19 protein-coding genes are annotated in these 22348 nt (G+C 57.7%); 12 read left to right on the top strand and 7 right to left on the bottom strand.

Going from position 1 to position 22348, the window contains the following annotated elements; all coding sequences use genetic code 11:
- Position 1: 1 nt before the first annotated feature.
- The 8 genes from ACSKB9_RS17875 to ACSKB9_RS17840 all read left to right on the top strand — a co-directional run bounded on the left by ACSKB9_RS17875 (position 2) and on the right by ACSKB9_RS17840 (position 12476).
- Positions 2-850 carry a hypothetical protein gene (locus tag ACSKB9_RS17875; RefSeq protein WP_438074591.1) on the top strand — a complete coding sequence of 283 codons (849 nt, stop codon included), beginning with the start codon at positions 2-4 and terminating at the stop codon, positions 848-850.
- Positions 851-1286: 436 nt separating this feature from the next.
- Entirely contained in the window at positions 1287-2693 is a 1407-nt protein-coding gene (locus ACSKB9_RS17870; RefSeq protein WP_438074589.1) for an NERD domain-containing protein kinase family protein, read from the top strand.
- Positions 2677-4209 (top strand): serine/threonine protein kinase, encoded by a 1533-nt coding sequence (locus ACSKB9_RS17865; protein ID WP_438074587.1) that lies wholly within the window; start codon positions 2677-2679, stop codon positions 4207-4209. Before ACSKB9_RS17870 ends, ACSKB9_RS17865 begins: the two co-directional genes overlap by 17 nt.
- Positions 4210-4456: 247 nt before the next feature.
- Complete coding sequence (locus ACSKB9_RS17860; RefSeq protein WP_438074585.1) at positions 4457-5380, top strand: hypothetical protein; 924 nt, start codon at positions 4457-4459, stop codon at positions 5378-5380.
- Between the two features lie 60 nt (positions 5381-5440).
- Positions 5441-7048, top strand: coding sequence for a methylation-associated defense system protein MAD7 (mads7, locus tag ACSKB9_RS17855; protein ID WP_438074583.1), 1608 nt, complete (start codon positions 5441-5443; stop codon positions 7046-7048).
- Complete coding sequence (locus tag ACSKB9_RS17850; RefSeq protein ID WP_438074581.1) at positions 7045-9129, top strand: hypothetical protein; 2085 nt, start codon at positions 7045-7047, stop codon at positions 9127-9129. The genes mads7 and ACSKB9_RS17850 overlap by 4 nt, the downstream gene beginning before the upstream one ends.
- A gap of 22 nt (positions 9130-9151) precedes the next feature.
- Positions 9152-10057, top strand: a complete 906-nt coding sequence (locus ACSKB9_RS17845) for a hypothetical protein (RefSeq protein WP_438074579.1) — start codon at positions 9152-9154, stop codon at positions 10055-10057.
- A gap of 163 nt (positions 10058-10220) precedes the next feature.
- Positions 10221-12476 (top strand): ATP-binding protein, encoded by a 2256-nt coding sequence (locus ACSKB9_RS17840; protein ID WP_438074577.1) that lies wholly within the window; start codon positions 10221-10223, stop codon positions 12474-12476.
- 77 nt (positions 12477-12553) lie between these two features.
- Here ACSKB9_RS17840 and ACSKB9_RS17835 read toward each other — a convergent pair whose 3' ends face one another.
- A complete protein-coding gene (locus tag ACSKB9_RS17835) occupies positions 12554-13102 on the bottom strand; it encodes a hypothetical protein (RefSeq protein ID WP_438074575.1) in 549 nt (182 codons plus the stop codon).
- Positions 13095-13361, bottom strand: a complete 267-nt coding sequence (locus tag ACSKB9_RS17830) for an HGGxSTG domain-containing protein (protein ID WP_438074573.1) — start codon at positions 13359-13361, stop codon at positions 13095-13097. Before ACSKB9_RS17830 ends, ACSKB9_RS17835 begins: the two co-directional genes overlap by 8 nt.
- Positions 13362-14081: 720 nt before the next feature.
- Between ACSKB9_RS17830 and ACSKB9_RS17825 the strand changes: the two genes are divergently transcribed.
- Complete coding sequence (locus ACSKB9_RS17825; protein ID WP_438074572.1) at positions 14082-14543, top strand: hypothetical protein; 462 nt, start codon at positions 14082-14084, stop codon at positions 14541-14543.
- On the opposite strand, the gene ACSKB9_RS17820 is transcribed toward ACSKB9_RS17825, so the two are convergent.
- A complete protein-coding gene (locus tag ACSKB9_RS17820; protein WP_438074570.1) occupies positions 14508-15158 on the bottom strand; it encodes a phage tail protein in 651 nt (216 codons plus the stop codon). The genes ACSKB9_RS17825 and ACSKB9_RS17820 overlap by 36 nt on opposite strands.
- Before the next feature lie 850 nt (positions 15159-16008).
- On the opposite strand from ACSKB9_RS17820, the gene ACSKB9_RS17815 reads away from it, so the two are divergent.
- Both ACSKB9_RS17815 and ACSKB9_RS17810 read left to right on the top strand, forming a co-directional pair.
- Positions 16009-16917 carry a hypothetical protein gene (locus ACSKB9_RS17815; RefSeq protein WP_438074568.1) on the top strand — a complete coding sequence of 303 codons (909 nt, stop codon included), beginning with the start codon at positions 16009-16011 and terminating at the stop codon, positions 16915-16917.
- A gap of 333 nt (positions 16918-17250) precedes the next feature.
- Positions 17251-17625 (top strand): hypothetical protein, encoded by a 375-nt coding sequence (locus ACSKB9_RS17810; RefSeq protein ID WP_438074566.1) that lies wholly within the window; start codon positions 17251-17253, stop codon positions 17623-17625.
- Between the two features lie 246 nt (positions 17626-17871).
- On the opposite strand, the gene istB is transcribed toward ACSKB9_RS17810, so the two are convergent.
- Positions 17872-18615 carry an IS21-like element helper ATPase IstB gene (gene istB, locus ACSKB9_RS17805; RefSeq protein ID WP_076828398.1) on the bottom strand — a complete coding sequence of 248 codons (744 nt, stop codon included), beginning with the start codon at positions 18613-18615 and terminating at the stop codon, positions 17872-17874.
- A gap of 11 nt (positions 18616-18626) precedes the next feature.
- Positions 18627-20165, bottom strand: a complete 1539-nt coding sequence (gene istA / locus ACSKB9_RS17800) for an IS21 family transposase (RefSeq protein WP_438080202.1) — start codon at positions 20163-20165, stop codon at positions 18627-18629.
- Between the two features lie 227 nt (positions 20166-20392).
- On the opposite strand from istA, the gene ACSKB9_RS17795 reads away from it, so the two are divergent.
- The gene (locus tag ACSKB9_RS17795) at positions 20393-20827 is read left to right on the top strand and encodes a TIR domain-containing protein (protein WP_438074564.1); all 435 of its coding nucleotides are present in this window, start codon (positions 20393-20395) and stop codon (positions 20825-20827) included.
- 1 nt (position 20828) lies between these two features.
- On the opposite strand, the gene ACSKB9_RS17790 is transcribed toward ACSKB9_RS17795, so the two are convergent.
- A complete protein-coding gene (locus ACSKB9_RS17790) occupies positions 20829-21242 on the bottom strand; it encodes a hypothetical protein (protein ID WP_438074562.1) in 414 nt (137 codons plus the stop codon).
- A 352-nt stretch (positions 21243-21594) separates the two neighbouring features.
- Positions 21595-22302 (bottom strand): recombinase family protein, encoded by a 708-nt coding sequence (locus tag ACSKB9_RS17785; protein WP_438074560.1) that lies wholly within the window; start codon positions 22300-22302, stop codon positions 21595-21597.
- Positions 22303-22348: the final 46 nt, after the last annotated feature.

Below are 22348 nucleotides of genomic sequence, written 5' to 3'. Positions count from 1 at the left end.
TATGCGGAACGTCGGATCCGACTCAGCATGTTCTCTGAAGAGCATCACAAAAGATTTTGGTTTAGCGTACGGCACCGTGTTTACGCGTCTCGATTGTGACAATGATCGCGGCGTACGTTTGCTATCGCAGACCGACACTTTCGCCGCCGAACCCCTTGGAAGAGTTGTTCGTAAAGACTCGATGCCACATCCCGAACGTCACAAAATCGATCGCTGGCAGATTTTGATTTCGGGTGCGGGACAAATGGGCGAAGGCAATCTCTTCGGACGCTCAATAATTGCTGACTCTCGTCTTGAGGGTGCCTTCGTTGGTCCCGACACCTTTGTAATTTCCTTTGAAGAACCGGGTTCCGACCTAAACCTTTGGACATATGCGGTTCTTAATTCGTCAATCGGTATGCAGGGCATAAAAGCGTCGGCTTACGGTACGTCTATCCCGCACCTCCGTAGTGATCTTCTCGGCTCGCTGCCGATCCCCGTCGCGCCCGTCGGTCTGATGCGCCGTGTCGCGCGATTGATAAAGGATGCGGTTGTTCATCGCGAGGAATACCTCCGGCACCTCCTACATGCTCGAACGATTATTGAGTCACTAGAGGGAATGAAAGCCGCGCAGGAGCTGTGCAGTGTTCGGCGGATGCGAACGACACTTTGGGACAGCCCATTACCCTCCTTAACTGCATGGACGTTCGTTTCCACGGGAGGTGCGTTGAAGCTCCTCAGGGACAAATGGAGCGGCCGTGTTGCCGACGTGGTCAGTCCCGACGGAATTTTTCGCGGAGGAAGGGGGCTCGCATCCCGTGTGAGTATCCATACGGCGTGGACTTTATGTCCCAGCGAGACGCCTTCTTGATCCGCCCTGTTCCGCAACGCGTGCTTCCGCCATCCGCTGGGCTGACCGCTAAAGAGGGCACGATCATGATCGGGGGCCAAGGGACGCTGGGTGAAGGGGAGATTTTCGGGCGAGCCGCTCTAGTATCGAAGGAAGGCTCCGAGTGCGCATGGACAGAACATCTCCTTCGGATCATTCCGCGACCGGGCATGGAGCACCAATTGTATGCCTTTCTCACCACCCTTGTGGGCTTCCGGTTGCTGCGAAGCGCCGCCGTGGGCACAAAGTTACTCTCCCTAAGACCTGATCTAATCCTGGACCTCCCAATCCCCGAATTCACTGAAAAAGAGTCTGATCGACTAGACTGTTCGGTCAGCGCCGCGATGGCTGCCAAATCACTGGCAAACTCTTCCGAGTCAGAAGCAATCCGCATCATCGAGGAGGAGGTCCTTCCCCAATGGCTCGCGTGATTCACACGCCGTCAGGCAGCGATGGCCCAGTGGGGCCTTTCGAGCGGGACGTCCTGGAAGTATTACGGAAGGCCCTGCCTCGGACCTGGGGATTAGCTCCGAATTTTCAAATCAAGCAACGGGGACACGACGCACTTGAGTACGACATAGTACTCTTGGCTGCTCATTCCATTTTTGTGATCGAGGCCAAAGAATGGTATGGCCGCCTCACGGGTGACGATCAGGAGTGGCTACTCAACCAGACGCTAAAGCGCTGCCCAATGTGGACCGTCAACCACAAATGCAAGGTCCTAAAGACAGAGCTCGGCGCGCTTGCGAACAACGCGCAGGTAGCGCCAGTGTTAGTAGTGCCGGATGGTACAGCAATTGTTGTGAGCGGCGCGTGGAAAGCTTCGGTCGTGAACATCAGCGATCTTCCGAAGTGGCTGCAAAATCCAAATAACGTGCCTTCCCATCGGCAGGGCATCGATCTCACGTCATTGTTTCCAGCTATCGAATTTGCGCTTCAAGGGAAATGGGCTTCTCGTCAGAGACAAAAGCGACGCCGGATCGGCAGTTATGAAATAACCGAGACTCTACAGCTGGAAGCAAGCGAGGCAGCATACGTCGCGCGCCGAGCCTACGTTGAGGGTGATCAATCGCGCTATCGAGTTCGAACGTGGAAGATAAATACCTACGGCAGCCATGAGGAAGTTGAACAACGGAAGGCAGTGGTGCGTAGGCCCACCGAGGCGGTAGCTCGCATCGGTCGTCATCCATACTTGCTTCCCGTACTCCAGTTCGACTACCTGGACGAGGATCACGAGTTCTTCGAGGTTACCGAGTGGTCCGAATATGGAACGCTTCATGGCTTTTTTACCAATGCAGAGCGAGATCGTCTCACTATCCGCGAACGTCTCGAGATTGCGGAAGGTGTTTCGGCGGCGCTCGAAGCCGTGCATGGCGCGGGTATCGTCCATCGAAACGTCTGTCCCTCCACCGTGCTAATAGGCTTCGATCGTAAGCCGCGGTTGACTGATTTCGATCGTGCCTGGATGGATGCTAAACGCACGGTATTTCCTGATACAGAACGCTTGGCCAATAGAGCCTATCTCTCGCCTGAGCTGTCGAATGTGTCGGACTACGACTTTGATGCCGCCTCCGATATGTATTCGTTCGGAGTTTTGCTCTACCAACTTCTGACCGATGAGCTGCCGTTCGATGGCCCTGAGGCGGCATTGGCATCCGGTGGTTGCCCGGCGAAACTGCCCTCTGAGGTTCGGGCGGGGATCGACACAAGTATCGACGAGCTTGTACTCGATCTGCTTCGAACCGATGATTCCAAGAGTTCGACCTACTGCGGCAGATGCGTTAGCGAGCTTGCAAAGTGTGCTCGGAATGACCACCGGTCATGATCGAAAGGGAGCATCTCAACCATCTGCGATAGCGCCTGCGAAACTCGAAGTAGGAGCTGTCCTCGATGGGGTTTGGCGTCTCGACGAGGAAATAGGCAACGGCACCTTCGCCAGGGTGTATCGGGTGTTTAACCTTGATCATCAACGAACCTACGCAATGAAGGTCTTGGTGGATGTTGAAAATGCCGATTTGGCGGTGCACGAATTCACTAAGATTCAGCCGCACTTGCCAACGCACCCAAACATCGTTCGTATCGTGTGGATGGCTCGTCTCGGTGTGCCACTCGAGTATCCCTACATTGTTTCGGAGTTCGTGCAGGGGGAAACCCTTGAGCCTTACTGCGCCGATCAACGCCGGCTAGCTTGGTCAGACATAAAATCCATCGGAATGTCGGTGCTGGATGCTCTGGAAGCATTGCATAGTAACGGTGTCTATCATCGCGATATCAAGCCACCCAACGTGATGTTGGAGCTTCCATCGTACGAACCAAAGCTCATCGACTTCAACATCGCCGCACCGGCAAATGAAGCTAAAGGCAAGGCTGGGACGCGTCGTTATTGGGCGCCGGACGTTGCGAGTGCAGGATGGGGCGCGCATGCTGATCTTTTCTCTTTTGGAGTGGTTCTCTACGAGTTGATCGTTCACAGACACCCTTTTCTTCAGGATCGACCAGAAAATGGGCTACCTTACGATCCACGTCAGATCTCAGTTGGCGTTCATGTCTCTGATGAGCTCGCCGAGTTCTTGATGAAGGCCGTACAGCCTCGGGCCATCGACCGCTTTCAGTCCGCGTCCGAAATGCGGGCGGCGCTTGGCGCTGTGCCATCGATGCTGGCTCCGGCTAAGCAAGTCGCCTCGGCGGATCCGTTCGATGGCTTACAGCTTGAACCCGATGAAATTAGGCGGGCTGACTATAATCCCTACGTCACGCGTATGCTAACGCTGTACAGCCAGGCGCGGAGAACGAACACCGGGACGCGTGGGCTCGACGAGATTGCGCGGCTTACGTACGTCCGCACCGGACTTGATGAGAAGTTGGCTCCAGCCATCACTACTGGCTGCTATCGGTTGGTCATCGTTACCGGTAATGCTGGAGATGGAAAGACGGCCTTTCTTCAGCAAGTAGAGCATCTGTTTGATCAGAACGGCGCAAATGTGGTGCGACTGCCGAGTAAAAATGGCTCAACATGGACGTGGGAGGGAAAGGCTTACGAGACAAACTATGATGGCTCTCAAGACGAGGAAGATCGCTCGAACGACGCAGTGTTGGATTCATTTCTAAAGCCCTTCGAGGGTGAGGAAGTCGCTGGTCTCGCTGGTTCGCACGTGCGCCTAATTGCGATCAATGAAGGTAGGTTGCTGGATTTTCTAGCCCATGGTCCGCGCGCTAGCGCCTACACGGGTCTGCGGCGCTTTGTGAACGATGCGTTGGCGGGTGGCGCTCCTCCAGAGGGGGGCTCTCGTCAACCTCAATATGCGCGCGGTGACGGCCGGTGGCTCAAAGTCCCTGGTTGAACGACAACTGATGCAACTCTTGAAGCGAGAGCTGTGGGCGCCCTGCGATGGATGCTCCATTCGGGAGTCATGTCCGTTGCTCCACAACGCGAGTACGTTGCGCGATCTAAATTCCGGTCCTGCGGTGCGGGAGCGCGTTCTTAGGCTGTTTGAGGTCGTTCATCTGCGCCGCCGCGCACATATCACGATGCGAGATCTTCGGTCGGCGCTTTCCTGGTTGTTACTCCGGGACCATGGGTGCGCTGATGTGAAAGGCTTGCTCGCACAGTTGGATCAACTTGGACCGGAGCGTTTGGTCGCGCTCTACTATACCGAAGCATTTGCCGATCAAGATTTCGCTCTGCCGATCAGTGCATCTGGACCCGATCGTGCGGTTGATCGTCTCGTGCGTCAATTGCGTGAAACTGATGTGGGGCGGGTGAATCACCCTGTGTTGGATAGACAGCTTGACTATGACGTCGATAGTGCTGTCCCATGGATGACTTTCGATGGCCGATCGAAGGTTGCTGCGGCCCAGCTGCGACGTTACGCGGCTGGCGTACCGCGGCCGAGCGACAGCATTCCTCCTGATGCAGTGGCCGAAGCGAGGCGAAAACTCACGGCGGTACTCCGTCGGTGGGCATTCTACGAGCGACGTGACAACAGTTGGCGCGACATGCTGCCTTACACGTCCGTTGGGCTTCTCGAGTCGGTAATCAGCGCAAAAACGTCCCAGGATCGCGCCAGCGCGCGGACCACTCTACGAGACCGAGTGGTCGAAGCCGTCAGCGTGGCCGAAGGTGTTCGAAACCCGCTTCTTCGTCAGAATTACCTGGCGCTTCGGGTCTCGAGGGTAGCACAAGCTGCGATCCGCTCTTATCGCCTGTTCCCCAAGGATGATTTCATCATTGAGGTTTCAGTACCGTCATACGGCGATTTTCTCGAGTTTGCTCCCGATGCAGTCGAACTAATTTCGGTCCGTGGACCCGCGCGATTGCGAATCTCACTCGACCTACTGGAAATGATGGAATTAATTCGGAATGGCTACAGACCCACTGCAGCTGATCTGCAGGGCCTATTTGTAAATCTACTCATCTTCCGTAATGAGCTCGCCTCTACGACCTTTGACCGTGTGCTGTTGTCGTCAGATGATGAGCAGTTTTACGATGTATCCGCAGAGAGTTCGACCTGAAGGCATCAGACTGGTGTTGGCTCGTCAAAGCATTGCAGCAATAGCGCGTCAGAAGGGTGCATGAAGCTCCGCAAGCAGGATCAGGAGTTCCGTAACCCTCGGATATTCTACCCCGATCCAAAGAACGCCGATCTAGATCGCGTGCTAGTCGTGCTCTTCCTTTGGTTAAAGACGGGCGGCATGCGACCGGCCACGACCGGCCGACAAAAGACTGAGTTCGAAAAGGTGGACGTTCACTTCAAGCGGTTAGCTGGACTGCCCGGCGTCACAGGGTTTGCTGAAAACGGGGAGATTGCGCGGCAATGGCTGGAGACCGACGTATTCGATTTAGTGAACCGCGGGCGTCCCACTGAGGCGATTGCATCGCTGCGGCCCCTCCACTTGGATGCCCACAAAATCCGAGTGGCGAAATACTGCCGCGACTATAATTTTGCGGATGCCCTCTACGCCATGCTCGAGTACGGCGAAGGGAATGCGCATAAGGAATTGAAGGCATATCTTGAGCGCGGTCGGCATTTCCAGACCGGCGCAAAGCTTGATCTGGAAACGTTGGCGGTCCTCAAATTAGTTGAGGGTGTCGCCGACATGCATCCGTCGGGCGAGAAGATTACTCCGTATCCGCCCCTATGCATCGGCCAATCTCGTGTCCTCTGCGACGACATCGAACGCATCCTATCTTATCAAGACGTTCCACGACCGGTAATGATCGAGTATCTCCGGACAATCCTCGGCTTGCACCTGGGCATCTATACGCTCCGGCTTGGTCGTCAGCTTTCCGGTTGGATTCGAGACTGTGGTTCCCACGAGAAATGTCGTTCCTGCCCTGTATACGGCAATAGTGAAGCTCCTTTCTCGGACTGCCCTTATCCTGTGACTTTCACTACGGACATGGGCGGTGATTATCGTAGTCGTATGGCTCAGCTGTCTCAGGAGAGTGCTGCCTCCGCGTATTCGACGCTCGGCGACTTTATAAAGTCAGTATTCGCGATGAATCAGCTTCTCAGGTACGCGCACGAAGAAAAGATTTCGGACGACCCACTCGAGGTGCCGGCATTGTTGGCCAATCCGACTCCGGAGTTTGAATCGGATTTCAAGGCGGTACTGAAGCAAATTCGTAGCTTAAATGATGATGACGAAAGTTTAGCTCCAGAGATCAATGCCATTCTCGATGCGGGGCTGTCGTCTTTCGATACCCTCATCGAGCTTGTCACGCACGTTCGCCAAGCGCATCACATTAAGTATCTTGTGCAGATGCTTGATAAATTGTTTCAGAAGAATTCGCCATTTGGGACCCTGGTACAGGGAAAGTCAAAGGCCAATCCTCGTCGCTGGCACTTGGGCGGCCGAGCGCTTGAAGTCCTCGTTCAGCTTGCTGTTTTGAAAGTGAGGGATACCGCCACCGGTCGGCGTTTCGAAACGGAGCCTATTCTTGTCGAGGATTTTCTAACATGGGTAGAGAAGCGTTACGGCTTCGTTATAGCACCGGCGGTAACTGATACGGGGCGTAAGCCCATTTCGTTGGACGAGCACAGGGCGTTTCGTGAAAACGTGCGTGCTCTGAAGGATCAACTCCGAGAGATCGGATTTTATGATGACCTCTCGGATGCGTACAACGCGCAGACAATTCGTCCTCGCTATCGCCTCCGAGCTGAGGAATCCGCGCCGTGATAGACTTGCCTCTAATCATTCCGGCGTCTCCTGACGACCACTTTGACGCGCTCTCCGACGAGCTCGCGCCCAAGCTTCGTAAGGTGTTGGAGTCGGCCGGTCTTGGTCACCGACTACGGGTAACCACGTTGCCTGAAGCAGTCATGGGACGACTTGCGGTTGTGCTCGATGACACGCGATGGATCGTTCGCGTGCTGAACGAACGACCTGAGAAGCCCTACGAAGCTACTGCGGCTTCAATAATTCGACTTCGGGATCACGCCGACGCTCCGCTTCTGGTCTTCTTTCCTCCGGGCCCCCGTACTGCGTCGGAAGATTCCCTTGATATTGCGACTTTTACTGAGCTGTCGCTGGAGTCCATGGCGCAAAATCTCTCAGACGCTTTAGTCGAGCGCCTGGAGAGCTCGTTTAGACCGGATGTGCGAGAAGTCCTAAAGCATCTCGGCGAGGTTCGCCAAATCCGGAACGTAGATGAGCAGGTTAATTACCTGCTCACAGTAATTAAGAACGGCGGCACGCGTGAAGCTGCGGGTGGATCAGTTTATCTTTTCGGCCTGGTTCCAGACTTCGATTTGTTTAATCGAGGCTCGACCAACATACTAAACTGGATCAGTCGCAATCGCCAGAAGTGCGACAAGCTCTCGGATGTAAACCAGCCACTTCAGAAGCGCCTTAGAGCGGTGGGTTTGCAGAGCGAGGACTTTCAGAAGTCCCTGTTCAATTTTCTTCGGTTGCGCCATACGGAAGGACCACGCACCTGGGCACAAGTCATCGCATGTGAATCAGTGGGCCGTCAGCTCTCTTTCGATCGCTGGCAGTTTGCCGAGTCCGAGGATGAAAATGAACTGCGGATCATCCTGGATCCGCTCAGTCTGCCCCGCCAGATCGCGGACCAGGTAGCTGGTGCTGATAGGATGCAAGTCCTGAACGTCACCGGCCGCGAACCACTCAAGCTTGTGTTTCGCTCCGTTCCAAATCCATCGCAAGCTAGCTCGTGGAAGCATTGGCGGGTTCAGCTGCTCTCCATGAGTGAGGATGGCGCTACGGTTGCTTGGGAAAGCAATAGTTACCCCAAGCCAGCGGCTGGCCGGCTGGCGAAGATCCGTCGGTCTATTAAAGTCACTGATTTGGCGAGTCTCGACGAGGGGACATACTTTCTTCGAGTCGATGCCTACGATGCGGAGGGGACGCTTCTTACGACGCCTCGTCGCATAGACCCGAAAGACGAGTCTTCCCGTGCTGAGAACGAATCCGAACCGTTTCTAGTCATTCGTGACGAAGTTATCATTGACGAGCCGGATGTACGGGCGACCTTCGTGCCCTCTCTAATGGGCGCGTGGCTGCGGGGCGCGCTCAAAGCACTCGACGGTAAGGTGCGTGAAGAGGTTCCGGTCCGTGCCGGCCTCACCGGGTCGTGGAACCACCCGGTGGGCGCGTCAGTCAAAGGCGACCTGCGCTTCAATATCGAGACGGACGGATTTCACGGCTTTGCGGTCGTAGTTCCAGCTCTACTGCGAAAGATCGAGGTGACGTTTCTGGATAACCCTCGCGACCTTGGTGTTTATTCCATGGCTCTCGGTGGTGCGCGGACGCCCGGGGACGTCGAGTTGGTACGGAAAGAGACGGCAGATCTAAGCAATATTCCCGCGGTAAAGCCGTTCCTGTCCGCTCGAGAGGACGTATTTCGTCGGATCCGGGAGCAGCATTTCCCGCCTGGCGCGATGCCCGAGGAGCGTGTCGCACGGCTAGGCATCATCGAAGTTGTGGATCTTAGCATCCATGCCGAAGCTATTTGCGCGTACGCACAGTCTTTCTCCAATCTGGTCCGAGAGGCGATGCATCTTGAGGCGGCGGACCGAGCGGCTCTTGTGAGGAGCATCGCTTGGCTCGACGCAGTCGAATTGCGTTGGCCTAATCAGTCAGGGGATCCGGGGCGTGGTATTCTCCTTCGCCTCTCATCCGCTACGACTGATGTGGCATCTCAAACACACGCTAGAGTGTGCTCATGCGGTGAATGCGTGGGAGCAACGTACGCATCAGGTTCCAAACTGGCGTCAATATGTCGAACAGCTCAGAGATGAGCTGCTTCCGCTGAACCTCCCGATGGCCCTATTCGATAGGCGCGGGCGCGCGTATGTCGAGACACTGCCAATCACGCCTTTCTGGGGGCTGTACCTGCCCGATAGGGATCAAGGCCAGCACGTCGATTCTACCGTTGCAAGGGATCGTATATTAACGAGCTTAGGTGTGCAGGCGCGGTCAGTTTCGGTCACAACTGCAAATCCAGACGAGATTGCGTCGCGGCTGTTCGAGTTCGTATTGCAACATCCCTATATCGACCAATTGCATCTGAACGTGTTTAATCCCGGGAACGGTGAGCTTATCTCAGATGTGCTGCGGAGAATTGAGGTGTTGCGTCGAGCGCAACCGCTGCCACTGCCTTTACGATATGTTGTGCATTTATTTGCGAGTTCAAATCAACTCGAGACGGTGGGAGAAGCAGTAGAGAGCTTGCTTGATCCTGAACGTCAGGTGAGCGAAGACGACGAGTTCACTCTATATAGTGGAAATCATCTGCATCCGAAGCTTCTCGTCGCTCGGAACGACGTGGCAGAGTTCGTGTCTAACCACACGCGTTTTCCGGCCCACTTATCAATTCTTATCGAGCAATTCACTGCATCGGGACGCTTGGGGCCGTTGAATCAGTATCGGCGAGGTTCTTTCGTCGGTGGACTCGTTCTAGATCCGGAGACCATCGCTGCGGAGCGATTGGACCCACAGGCGAAAATGACCACGGGGTGGTCAAGGGGAGTGCGTCCGATATCCCGCCGGGGGCCGACCAAACAGAGAACCTCATTGTCGACACGCTTGGCGCAATGCATGTGCTGCAGGCAGCAGTCGCGCTCGGTCAGCCGCCAGATCCGCAAGTGGGACCAATTCTTGCCCTGCAGCTTGATACCGAAGCGCAGGCTTTATTGCGGCAGGTTCATGATGTCAGCGATCGCGTAATCACAATCGATCGTCACCTTGGCATCGAATTTTTTGATGCGCCGGCTGTTGGTGAGGAAGTGGGGTACTTACTAGACTTTGCCCAGAGTTCCTACAGGAGGACCGACAACGGATCGTCGTCACGACTAGGAATGTCAAGGAAATTGAGGGCGTCCTCTCGCCGATGCTCACGCAATACGGCATTCAGTTGCGGTCGGGCGATGAACTGATGGTGCTCGATGGCCTACGGTCTCTCTCTGGTCGGCTCGCGCTCCGACTCGAAGGTTCGACTACGCGGGCGAAGGAAGTTGTTGGTTTGCTCTTCGCTCGCTGGCTGATGGAGGAGCTCGACGTTCTCGAGAATCGAATAGTAATTCCGCTTGATGCCCATCGTTCGTGGTTCACGGCGGACGCTCCGCAACGTAGAGCGGACCTGCTGCTTGTCGGTTTCCCCGGAAATGGTGTCCTTCGCATGGACATAATAGAGGTCAAGTTGCGCGATGATTTACCAGCGTCGGCGCGACCGCCTTTGTACCGGTCAATGCGAGAGCAAACTGAAAATACTGAGGAGCGGTTGCGCGACCTGTTTGATCCAAATCGCTACGCTCAACCTCGAGCCGACCTCCCGCTGCGCGCAAAGGAACTTGCGGGCGTGCTATCATTCTATATCCGTCGCGCTGTTCGATACGGCCTGCTCACGCCGCGGGACGGAGATGCCGCACTTGCCATCGCGGAACGACTCGACGACGGCTATCGTCTTGAAGTCCAGAGCCTCGGGATGGTGTTTGAGCGTCTAGGCGCGGGTCATCATATTGACGAAGATGAGCCAGGCTTTCCCGTCCACCGCTTCGGTGCGAACAAGGCACGAAAGCTGTTTCAAGCCGCAATGGGCCGTTATAGTGAGCGAAGTTCTGTGCGATGGGAACGAGAATCGATAACGCGGTCGACTGCTGAAAGAGGAATCTCTGCATTGATCGATGGGGCGGCTGAGGAGCGCCTATTAAACGAGCTTCGCCACTCTTTGTCGGTACGTTCCGAAGGCAGTGGTATCGGCCTTGGAAGAACCGAACTGTACGCCTCAGAAGAGGCGGTCGTCACACCGACAAGCGGACTTCACGAGGCGCCCTTGCAGAGCCCAACTGGGTCGATCGCTTCGACTGTGTCCGATGCCTCTCTCGACAGACCAATCGACGCTTCTACACCCCAACAGCTCCCCCAAGCCAAAGAAAGCACCGCTGTACCCGTCCCGGATGTCGTCCTGGGCGCAACGGCTCTACCACCGCAGTACGGCCTGTTGGGGCGGTCAGGATCTCAGACTGTTGCGATAGACTTAAACGGTTGCAATACAATCTCGTTGTTTGGCGTACAAGGCTTTGGCAAGAGCTATACTCTGGGGGCTATTGCTGAGATGGCCTCCAAACAGAACCCTGGCGTTAACGTACTCCAATCGCCGCTTGCGACGGTGATCTTCCATTTTCATAAGAGTGACGCGTACGAACCAGAGTACGTAGCTGCTATCGAGCCGAACAAGAGAAAATCAGAGGTTGATAGGCTTCTCGCGGATTACGGCGCAAGCGCATTGGGACTCGATGATGTGATTTTGCTGGCTCCCGAAGCGAAGGTCGAACAGCGACGGCGCGAAATCCCCGGCGTTACTGTTGAGCCGATCAAATTCAGCGCAGCGGAGCTCGGAGCGGAGAGCTGGAAGTTTCTGCTCGGAGCTTATGGTAACGATTCGCTGTACATTCGGCAGCTTGTTTCAATCATGAGGAGGCACCGGGATGGGCTCTCAATTGAGACGTTCCGTCACGAGATCGAGAACGCGGATCTGCCGCCAGCTTCGCGGCGCCTCGCCGAGGATCGTCTGAGGATTGCGGAGCCTTACATCGACGATGAGCGGCGCCTGAGGGACCTTCTGCGTCCAGGTCGGACAGTAATTGTCGACCTTCGTGACGAATGGGTCGAAAAGGATGAGGCGCTCGGACTCTTTGTCGTGATGCTTCGTATCTTTGCGGCGAGTCGGCATCATGGGCGTGAGTTCAACAAATTGGTGGTCTTCGATGAAGCGCACAAATATATCTCAGAATCTTCGCTGATCGGGCAGGTGGTAGAAACGATCAGGGAGATGCGGCATCAGGCGACAAACGTCATTATCGCGAGCCAAGATCCTCTTTCTGTTCCACGAGCGATCATAGAGCTGAGTTCGATACTAATCTTGCATCGAATAACGTCTCCCCAATGGTTAAAGCATCTACGTACGGCGATCGTTGCTCTCGAAGATATGCAAGATGCTGCAGTCACATCTCTCCAGCCAGGAGAGGCCCTGGTTTGGGCGCAGCGCAGCACTGATCGACGCTTCAGTCTTCGTCCACAAAAGATAGAAATCAGACCTCGATTTTCACAGCACGGTGGCGGAACGAAGACGGCAGTCGACGTGTAGCTGTGATCAGCAATATGAGATAGTCGTTGTCGGGCAGCCCGGAGATCCTTGACCGAGATTGAAGGCACTTTCTAAGATTATCTCGCTGGACCGAAATTTCCAATTACTGCGTGGGCGTTAGACTCAACGTGTACATGCTCGATCCGCATGTATTGCGATCCTCCCGCCCTCATGCGACGGAATGCCTCCACTTGAACTGCAAAGGACTTGAGCATTTTGCTTGCGGCTCCTGCCATCATAGCCACGTGGCGATCACCCCCATGGGCGCCGCCAAGCCGGGACAAAATGGCCATTGCCGCTGTATGTGTACAGGCCATCTGGATGACCAAAGCTGCCTCTAGCTCATCCTTGGGCTTCGCCGATTCTATCATGCCCTGTGCGGCATTTACGGCGATTTCCGATATACCGCTACTGGGCAATCGTGCTGCCGTCTGAAGTTGGAAAAGCGTTTGGTTGACGAATTCGCTCGAGGCCGTTCCTAACGCCGCTTTGAGCCTAGACCACCACACTTTGGCATCTTCAGCTGGGGGATACGCCTTTTCAATATCTGCGTTGATGCGTCGAAGCTTGACTCTCACGGGCTTCGAACGGGGAACGACAGATGTGGTAATCGTGACCTCAGACATCAGAGTTTCCTAACCCCAAGCTAACGAGCACGGACTTTACCCACCGGCGTTCGTCGACCACCTCGGCGGTGAAATACCCATCCTTGTACTTGCCGTTGGCTCGCCCCTTCGGGGCTCCGGGGCTGAGCCCGCCGTGTAGTCGGCATCGCATGCGACCACGCACAGCTGGACACCGGCAAGGCTGACCTGCGCGGTTTTGCGCCCCGCATTTCTTCGCAGATCTCAGCTTCACAAGCCGGTTCACGACCTTCTGGTTCATGGGGTTGTCCTCGCGGTTGCCGCACCCCCCACATACTTGAGCAGAGCTTTTTCTCCCACCCCACCTAAAGCTCCTAAAGTACCTGAAGTTTTCCCTCTTTAGGTACTTTAGCTACTTTCAGGCGGGGTCGTTCCGCGCTAAGCATCTCGCACGATGCGCCAGACTTCTCGCCTGCGTTCGCCGGCGACTACAGCGCCGTCTGGGACCTTCTGCAGCCAACCATGCGCTTCAAGAATACTCACGAGCTCGAGTGACGCCCGACGGCTCTGCACAGCGTAACGCGGGTGAGCCCATAGAGACGCCTGCGCTCACAATTGGACCCGTAGGAGCGCTTGCCATTGGCGGAACCCTCGGCAGCGCCGTGGAGGGCTGGGAGAAAGAGCGGGCAAGGCCTTCCGGCACGGTGCACGAATATAAGCGCGCTGTAGAGATGTTCGTACAGCTACACGGAGATTTGCAGGTAGCGGATATCAAGAAGAGCCACGCGCGGGCGTTCCGCGAGGCGCTTCAAGCGGTACCGAGCGTCCGACGTGGTGCAATGCGGACAGCCACGCTCCCAGAGCTAAGTGAGTGGGGACGAAAGCATCCCGAGGCTCCCAAGGTCTCCGCAGGGACCGTGAACAAGCAATTAGGAGCCGTGCAGGCAATCGCAGGATGGGCGCACCACAATGGCGTGATCCCTGATGATGTCCTTGGTCCGATCCTTTCCACAAGATGCGCGTGGAGGAAGATCAGTCCGGGCGTGGTCCGTTCGCCGTTCGAGAGCTGCAAGCGGTATTCGATGCACCGCTGTTCACGGATCATGAGAGGCCTACGGGAGCGAAGGGGGCCGCTGGTGTCTGGCTTCCCTTGCTGGCGTTGTTCAATGGAGCAAGGCAGGGCGAGCTAGCCGGCCTGAAGGCGTCGAACATCCGGCAGGAAGCGAATACACCGCTTCTCTTCATTGTCGCCGAGCGGAGGGCAGGCAAACGGGTCAAGACGAAGGTCTCCGAGCGCGTCATTCCCGTGCATCCTCAACTCGTGCAGCTCGGGTTTCTCAAATACGTCGACGAGCGCAGAAGAGAGGGTGAACACGCTTGGCTATTCCCCGCTATGCCCTACAGGCAGCAACTAATTTCAACAGCAATTGTAGGACGCGGCGACCGATCAGAAAACGCGAATGCACGTCAGCACGGTCGCTGACATAGGCCGCGTCTCAGAGCCGCCATAGGAGCCTGAAGCGAAGCTGACGAAGTGCGCGTGGTTGGCGCTCTCGGTCGCAGTCGTGCCACTGAAGGCGTGCTGGCGATCGGTGTTGGTCGACGAAGTTCTGAACAAGCCGTCGTCGCCGTTCTGGACCTGAATGCCAATGATGGCACCACCTGAGGTGATGCTCTGAAAGTTGCCATAGATGCGTGCTGGCACCGTAAAGCCGTGCGAGTGCGAAGCGTTCTGGTTCATCGAGCCCGTGGTGCCCGAGAAGCTGTGCGAGTGGTTCGCGTTCTCGTTCGACGTGGTGCCCGCAACTAAGTGCGTGTGCGGGGCCGTGTCGGCCGCCTGCAGCGTACCAACGGAGCCTGAGATGCTGCCGTTGTCACGATGACGACGAAAGCGGCCCATGAGGCTCGGCAGGTTGAACGTGGTGGTGCCGTCACCGGCTCCCCAGGTCGTACCGACGCGAGAGAACAGCACGGGATAGTTGGCACGCAGGATCGCTTGGCCGTCGCAGGTTGCGCAGCCGGGCGGCGGGGTCGCACCCGCGTAGTCGAAGATTTCACCGACTTCCTTGCCACCGATCAGAGAGCCGCCATAGGCCATGACGCCAGCGGAGGATCGGTAGAAGCCGAGGGTACTCCGAAGGCCACGGCAGTCCGCGCTTTACGGATTCTCGATTTCTCCAGAGGCGGCCCATCTCCTCAATGTCGGCGCGTAGCTCTGGCGTGTGCTCGGGGTTTTCCGGAGCGTCCCATTCGTATTGCTTCGGCACCGGCCGGCTGAACGGCGGCATGATGAAGCCGTGTGCACGCAGAGAGGCCAACGTCTCCCCGGCGTACGGGTGGTCGGCGCCTTTCTCTACGGCCTCCTGATAGGAGATGGCGGTAGGATAGGTCCTTCCTGGGGTGAGATAGACATCCCGGGCAAACTCGGCGAGTTCGCTTGGCGACCACCCGGCCTTGATGAAGCCGCCGAGAGCTTCCCGTTGCTGGATGGTGCGGAGGTACGAGCGGACCTTCCTGAAGTCCGGGGCCTGCGACGGCCCTGCGTGCGTTGATGATGGTTCAGTCATTCGTGGTGTTGAGATTGATGATGGTGACGAGCGGAGAGCGGCCTGATGGTCCATCGGTGGGACCTGCGTACTCGGCGTGATGGCTGCGGAGGCGAAGCGCCGCCCGATTGGCCGAGCGAAGGGCTCCCAGTGCGGACAGGGTGCCCTTTTGGTCTACAAGTGGGTGTGATCGCGCGCTAACTTATTGATGTCTTCTAGAATCACTAAGGATTTCAAGGGGTGGAATCGGCGTTTGGGCCACCTCCAAGCGCACCAAAACTGCGCGTAAAAGTCTATATGGGTGCTTCGGTGCGCCCGTAGTCTCACGGGAATGACAAGGCTTTCCGTCTTGAGCCAATCGTCTGCAAAATCCAATCTTCGTCACGATGAGAGTATCAGCTAATGCGCTACGTCATACGCAGGATGGTTCTTGCGCGCGTGCCTACGGTTGAGATCACCAAGGCCGAATACGACGCGGTGAAGCCTGCTCGGGGTGTTATAAACGAGTTGATCGCGGTCGAAGAAAAGTACGACGCGGTGATGGAAAATTACGTCGAGCTTGAAGAGACGGTCCATAATCTCGGGATCAGAGTACTCGCGTTCGTGCACCGACAATACGAGGAGATGGCAGCCCCGCTAAACCTGGTGAGCCGCCGAGTGTCCAATCTTCTCTCGTCCACACGGCTCTATCGTGATGCACTGCCACAACACGCTGTGCGACTGCTCGGACGAAAGCATCCAGCGATACAGCCGCTCCTAGATTTGAAACGCGACAATCCACTTCATCCGTTGCCATATCGTCAAATGGAGGCGGTACGAAACTACGCGCAACATGTGGGGCCGCCGCTTAATGGCATTACATTCGACCGCCACAGGGACGTCAACGAGAGAGACGAGACTACGGGTTTCTCGTTTTCCATCGTTCCCCATATGGACGCTGAAGCTATTTCGCAGCTTCGCGACATGGCCCCGGACCTTCGCACTTCCTTCCGTGACCTTGGCAATCAACCCAACCCGGTGCCGCTCATTCGCAAGTACGTCGAGCACATTGGCGCCATCCACGCGGGCTTTCGCGACACCGTTAGACGGCTTGAGACAGAAAACGAGGCCGTGCTGCGGAGTTTGCTAGACCGCTACGCGAAGGTCGCACCGATGCGAGAGCAGTTTGCTGTTGCTGTGGGTGTCGAAAATGCCGATGGAGCGATCCTAAATCCTGAATACCTTGTCGAGCATCGCCTCGAATATTTTAAGTATTTGCGCTTGAAGCACGTGAGCATCAAAAATCTCGCAAAGAGCTACGTTCCATGGTGACGCTTCAGGCGGCACATCGGAGGTGCCTTCTGGTCTATAAGTGGTCCCGGTCCACCTGTAACCCATTGGAATCCTCCCACATGAGGCTCGCTTGAGGGTCCCAGCGGTACCTGGGGATTCCTAGGTCGAGCGCGGCGAGAGATGGGACCCGCCAATGGGACCCGAGATTTCCTCGTGTTCGCCTGCTGCTGCCGTAAGTCTGGCGGCGGCCGCCCCTTTAAGCTCGCCGAGTGAAGTCGGGGCTGGGCAGGGCGGGGAAATAGGGTCCGGTGTCGACTATGGGACCCGTGCCTTGGCCTCCCGCCATTGCGCCGTGTATGTTGGAGCGATGATTTGGAACAGGTGGACGAACGTATGACGGCGGATGAATTGTTATCTGTGCTTCGTGCTTACTCGGAGGAGTTGGACGGGATCGTCAGAAGGTTCGTCCGCAAGCCAAACAGTGTTCACATTCACAGGGACGATGAGGCGCGTTTCAGAAAGCTGGCGGGTGAGGTGATTGACCTCTTCAATGATTTTCTGCCCCGACTGAGATACGCGCCGCAGCTAGCTCATGATCTTCAAGAGGGTACCGTCTATGGATCGCCTTCGTTACACTGCGTGTCGCAGTTCAGCACTGTAGTTAGCAATGCGGTTGTGCGGCTTCAGCGTTCGCCCGATGAGCTCATGGAAAAAGGGAGACGGCAGGTATCATGCGGATTCCGATGATCTCGCCCGGGTGTACCGATTTGATCTCGCCCAGGATTCCGAGATGATCTCGCCCACCATTCCGATTTGATGTCGCCCGGGGCGCGAGGCGTTCTGGCTGTTTGGTTTCTGGCATCGGTGAAGCCGCGGGGTCAACTTGAATCGCGGCTTGAGGCCCTTCTTCGTCTGCTGTTGGTCTGCTGTGGGCATGTGGGCAACGCTCTTTGCGTTGTCCAAGCGCAGCGGCATGTCCACAGCGCCACTGGCTCAGGCCTTTCGATCGGGTTTGCGGGTTCGCCGCAGGCTCTCGCCGTTGAGATCGATCCGGTGAGCGTTGTGGACCAGGCGGTCGAGGACGGCATCGGCGTAGGTGGGATCGCCGATCAGCGCGTGCCATTGATCGACGGGCAGCTGGCTGGTGACGGTGGTGGAGCGGCGGCCGTAGCGGTCCTCGAGGATCTCGAGGAGGTCGTGGCGGGCTGCGGCGTCGAGCGGCTCGAGGCCCCAGTCGTCGAGGATGAGCAGATCGATGCGGCCGAGCGCCCGCAGGAGCCGCGGGTGGCGGCCGTCGCCGCGCGCCAAAGCGAGATCGGTGAACAGCCGCGGGACACGCTGATAGAGCACGGAGCGATTGTCGCGGCAGGCCTTGTTGCCGAGCGCCGAGGCGAGCCAGCTCTTGCCGACGCCGGAAGGTCCGCAGATCAGCAGGTTGGCGTGGTCGTCGATCCATTGGCCTTCGACCAGCATCGTCAGGAGACTGCGGTCGAGGCCGCGCGGGGTGCGATAGTCGATGTCCTCGACGCAAGCCTGCTGGCGCAGCTTGGCGTATTGCAGCCGCTTCGATAGCCGCTTGTCGCGTCGCAGCGAGGCTTCGCGTTCGAGCAGCAGCGCGAGCCATTCGGCATGGCCGAGGCTTGCGGCATCGCCGCCGGCTTCGATGTCGGCAAAGGCCTTGGCCATGCCATGAAGGCCGAGCGCGTGGAGTTGATCGAGGGTCGGATGCGTGAGCAAGGCGTGATCTCCTAATTGTAGTAGCGCGGCCCGCGGATGTTGGGATGAAGGACCGGCGCGTTGTCCGCGGGGCGCTTGGGTGAAGGACGCCGGTCGAGATTGTTGGCAAGGATCGATTTGACCGAACTGTAGGTGCGGGCGCCGATGTCGATCGCCCGCATGGCGGCAGCATCGAGCCGCTCTTGCCCGTAGGATTGGCCGAGCCGGATGATGCCGAGGCAAGCGCGGAAGCCCTGCTCGGGGTGCGCCCGCTCATCGAGGATCAGGTCGCACAGCGCCGCGGTGGCCGGCCCGATCGTGGCGGCCTCCTTGCGAATGCGCTCGATGGTCCAGCCGGCGTAGCGCCGATGACTGGACGCCATGTGTTCCGGCACGGTGGTGTGCTTGTGGTTGCCGCTCATGCGCTGATGCGCGGCGATCCGCTCGCCCTTGTGGAAAATCTCGACGGTGCGGGCGGTGAAGCGCACCTCGACTTCGGCGCGGACGAAGCGATGCGGGACGCTGTAGTAATGCGCCTCGACCTCGACGTGATAGTCGATGCTGACCCGGCAGATCCGCCACTCGGCGAACACGTAGGGGCTCTCCGGCAAGTCCTTGAGCGCCGGCCGGTCGATCTCCTCCAATAGCTTGCGGCGGGTCACGCCGAGCCGCCGGATCGGCCGCTCCTCGTTGAGCCGGGTCATTAGCTCGGTGATCGCCGCGTTGACCTCGGCGAGGCTGTGGAAGGTGCGGTGGCGCAGCCGCCCGAGCAGCCAGCGCTCGACCATGAGGACCGCCTGTTCGACCTTCGCCTTGTCCCGTGGCCGTCGCGGCCTCGCCGGCAGAATGGCGGTGCCGTAATGCGCCGCCATGTCGGCGTAGCTGCGGTTGATCTGCGGATCGTAGCGGCAGGCCTTGATCACTGCGACCTTGGTATTGTCCGGCACCAGCAGCGCCGGCACGCCGCCGATCGCCTCGAAGGCGCCGACGTGGCCGCTGATCCAGTCGGCGAGCCCCTGCGTCCAGGTCGCCTGCGCGTAGGTGAAGCTCGATGCGCCGAGCACCGCGACGAAGATCTGCGCGGCGCGTCGCTCGCCGGTGAACCGGTCGATTACCACCGGCACGCCGTCGCCGGCATAGTCGACGAACAGCTTGTCGCCGGCCGTATGCGACTGGCGCATCGTCACCGACAGGCGGCCTTCCCAGGCGCGATAGAGCTCGCAGAACCGCGAATAACGATACCCGCCGGGTTCGCCCGCGATGTACTCGTCCCACAGGATCGACAGCGTCACATGCTTGCGCCGGAGTTCGCGGTGTACCGCCGCCCAGTCCGGCTCGGCCTGCCGGCGATGGCCCCGCCGGGCGCCGGGACCGGCTCCCGCGCTGGCGAACAGCCGGGCTTCCAGCGCAGCGTCGGTGATGTCGTCGGGCAATGGCCAGGTCAGCCCCGCCGCCTCGAACCGGTGGATCGTCAACCGCACCGTCGAAGGGGCTGTCCCCACCCGCCGCGCAATCTCGCGGGTCGGCATCCCGGCCGACTTCAATCTGATCACATCGCGCACATGGCGCATCGCAAACCTCTCCGTCGGCATCCAGGTCCCCCTTCGCAAAGCCGAAAGGCGGGACCGTATCGGAGCCAGAAGAGGCCTCGTCACCCCGGGCGACATCATCCCGGAATGGTGGGCGAGATCATCTCGGAATGGCGGGCGACATCAAATCGGAACGGTGGGCGAGATCATTCCGGAATCGTGGGCGACATCGAGCGGAATCAGCAGTATCACCCAGTTCTACGCGGGGCGTGGATGCTAAGAAGGTTTTCATCATACATGGCCACGACGAGGCAAAGCGGAGGGAATTGGAAAGCCTCCTCTCGAATGAGTTCAATCTGACACCGATTGTGTTGGCGCTTCAGCCCAATACAGGTGCAAACACCATAATCGAAAAATTTGAGGAGCACGCTTCTCAATGTTCATTTGCTTTCGCTCTCTTTACTCCAGATGATCAAGTGACAGTCGCGGGTGAAACCCTCGTCCAAGCGAGACCAAATGTGATTTGGGAGTTGGGGTGGTTTTGTGGTCGCCTAGGCAGGCGTAGCGTCATGCTCATTCTCAAGGAAGGCACCAATGTCTTTTCAGACTTCAGTGGCATCCTCCAACACCGCTTCCGCAACGACGTCGCTGAACGATTTGTAGACATTCAACGGGACCTAAGGGCCGCTGGAGTAATCGCCTAGGTCATTTTGATTGGGGTGTTATGTCGACCGGCGGACTAGAATATTTGCGCGGTGCAGGTGGTGGCCTGTCGGCAGGCTTAGCAAATGTCTTCAAGTAGGCTTCAATAGCACCTTCGCGGAGCTTCTGCGGGGATGCGATCATATGCACGGTAATGATTGCTGCAAGCTCAGCAGTGAGCGTCTGTCCAACATGAGCGACAATGAAGTCCGCGAATTGCTCGGTCTCTTGTTCCTCTAGTTTGCCGCATTTCTGCTGAATCACCTCCCTTATCATTTGAGGTGGGTCGTATTTGAAGCGCATCTGCGTTCCTATGCAGGCACCGTAGGCTTTTCCTGTGAGAAGATATGGCTCTTCGGCCTCAGCCGTCGCGGCGGCGGCAAAGCACAAAAGGGTTGCGGTCAAAATGCTGCGCATGGCTCCTCCCTGTGTCACCAAGGTAGGGCATTGCCGACAAGGCGTACAGGAGGTTGAGCGGAACGCGACGGGCCGCTTGGGGTATGGCGCTAAGCGCTGCAGTTCTGACCTTGGCGGCGGCCGCCCCTTTAAGGCGAGCTGAGTGAAGCCGAGCCGGGCAGGGTGGGTAAAATAGGGTCCGGTAGCGAATAAGGGACCCGTAGCTTTGTTACTGCCGCGCTTACACGCCGTGCCCGACGAGGTACAGCGCCGCCGCCCCGAGAACCGTAGCGGTCACCCACGTTTCGAAAGCTACCGCGACGCATGCGGCGAGGGCGAACAGAGATACGAGGGTCATGGTTTTGGTCTCCGTTCACTTGGTTGCAACGTTGAGCCGGGTCAGCAGTCTCGACACGGCAGTCGGGTGCCATGTGTCTCCACGAGGAGCCCTGATGTCTCTCGCGTTTAGCTCCTCAGCAATCCCGCGCACCGTGGTGTTCCCTGCGCTCTGAATGTCGTTCACAATACCCTTGAGGTCCGCTGCGCGCTGAGCAGCGTTTTGTTTGATCCTCGCCACTGCCTCAGCGTTGCCAGTCTGCTTACCTCGGAGCGCACGGGCACCATTGGGATTGCCGAGCTTCACCCCTCGGGCCTTGGCGGCTGCTAAGGCCTTCTTCGTGCGCTCTCCAATCAGGCCCGCTTCCAGCTCCGCCACTGAGGCCATCTGTGTCAGCAAGAATTTGCCCATGGGGCCTGGAGGAACGTTCGGCAAATCGCAGAAGACGAGATCAACATCGCTGGCCACGAGAGAGCGCAGGAGGTCCACATTGCGCGTCAGCCGGTCGAGCTTGGCAAACACGAGCTTGGCGCCGATGGCCTTGGCGTGGGAGAGCGCAGCGGCGAGCTTGGGCCTGTCCGACTTCCTGCCGCTCTCCGTCTCTACGTACTCGGCCACCAGGGTCCACCGACCACCATTGAGGTAGCTCGTGACGGCTTCACGTTGGGCTTCGATGCCCAAGCCACTGCGGCCCTGCTTATCTGTCGAGACCCGCAGGTATGAGACGAATTTTCCCTGAGCCATTGCCATGCCCTATGAACACAAACTGATGTAACGAGCGTTAGATCAA

Origin of the sequence: Bradyrhizobium sp. BR 1433, assembly GCF_051547665.1 — a bacterium.
Classification (GTDB): Bacteria; Pseudomonadota; Alphaproteobacteria; order Rhizobiales; family Xanthobacteraceae; genus Bradyrhizobium; species Bradyrhizobium australafricanum.
The sequence above is the reverse complement of the archived record's forward strand: the minus strand, read 5'-3'. Positions and strand labels throughout refer to the sequence as shown.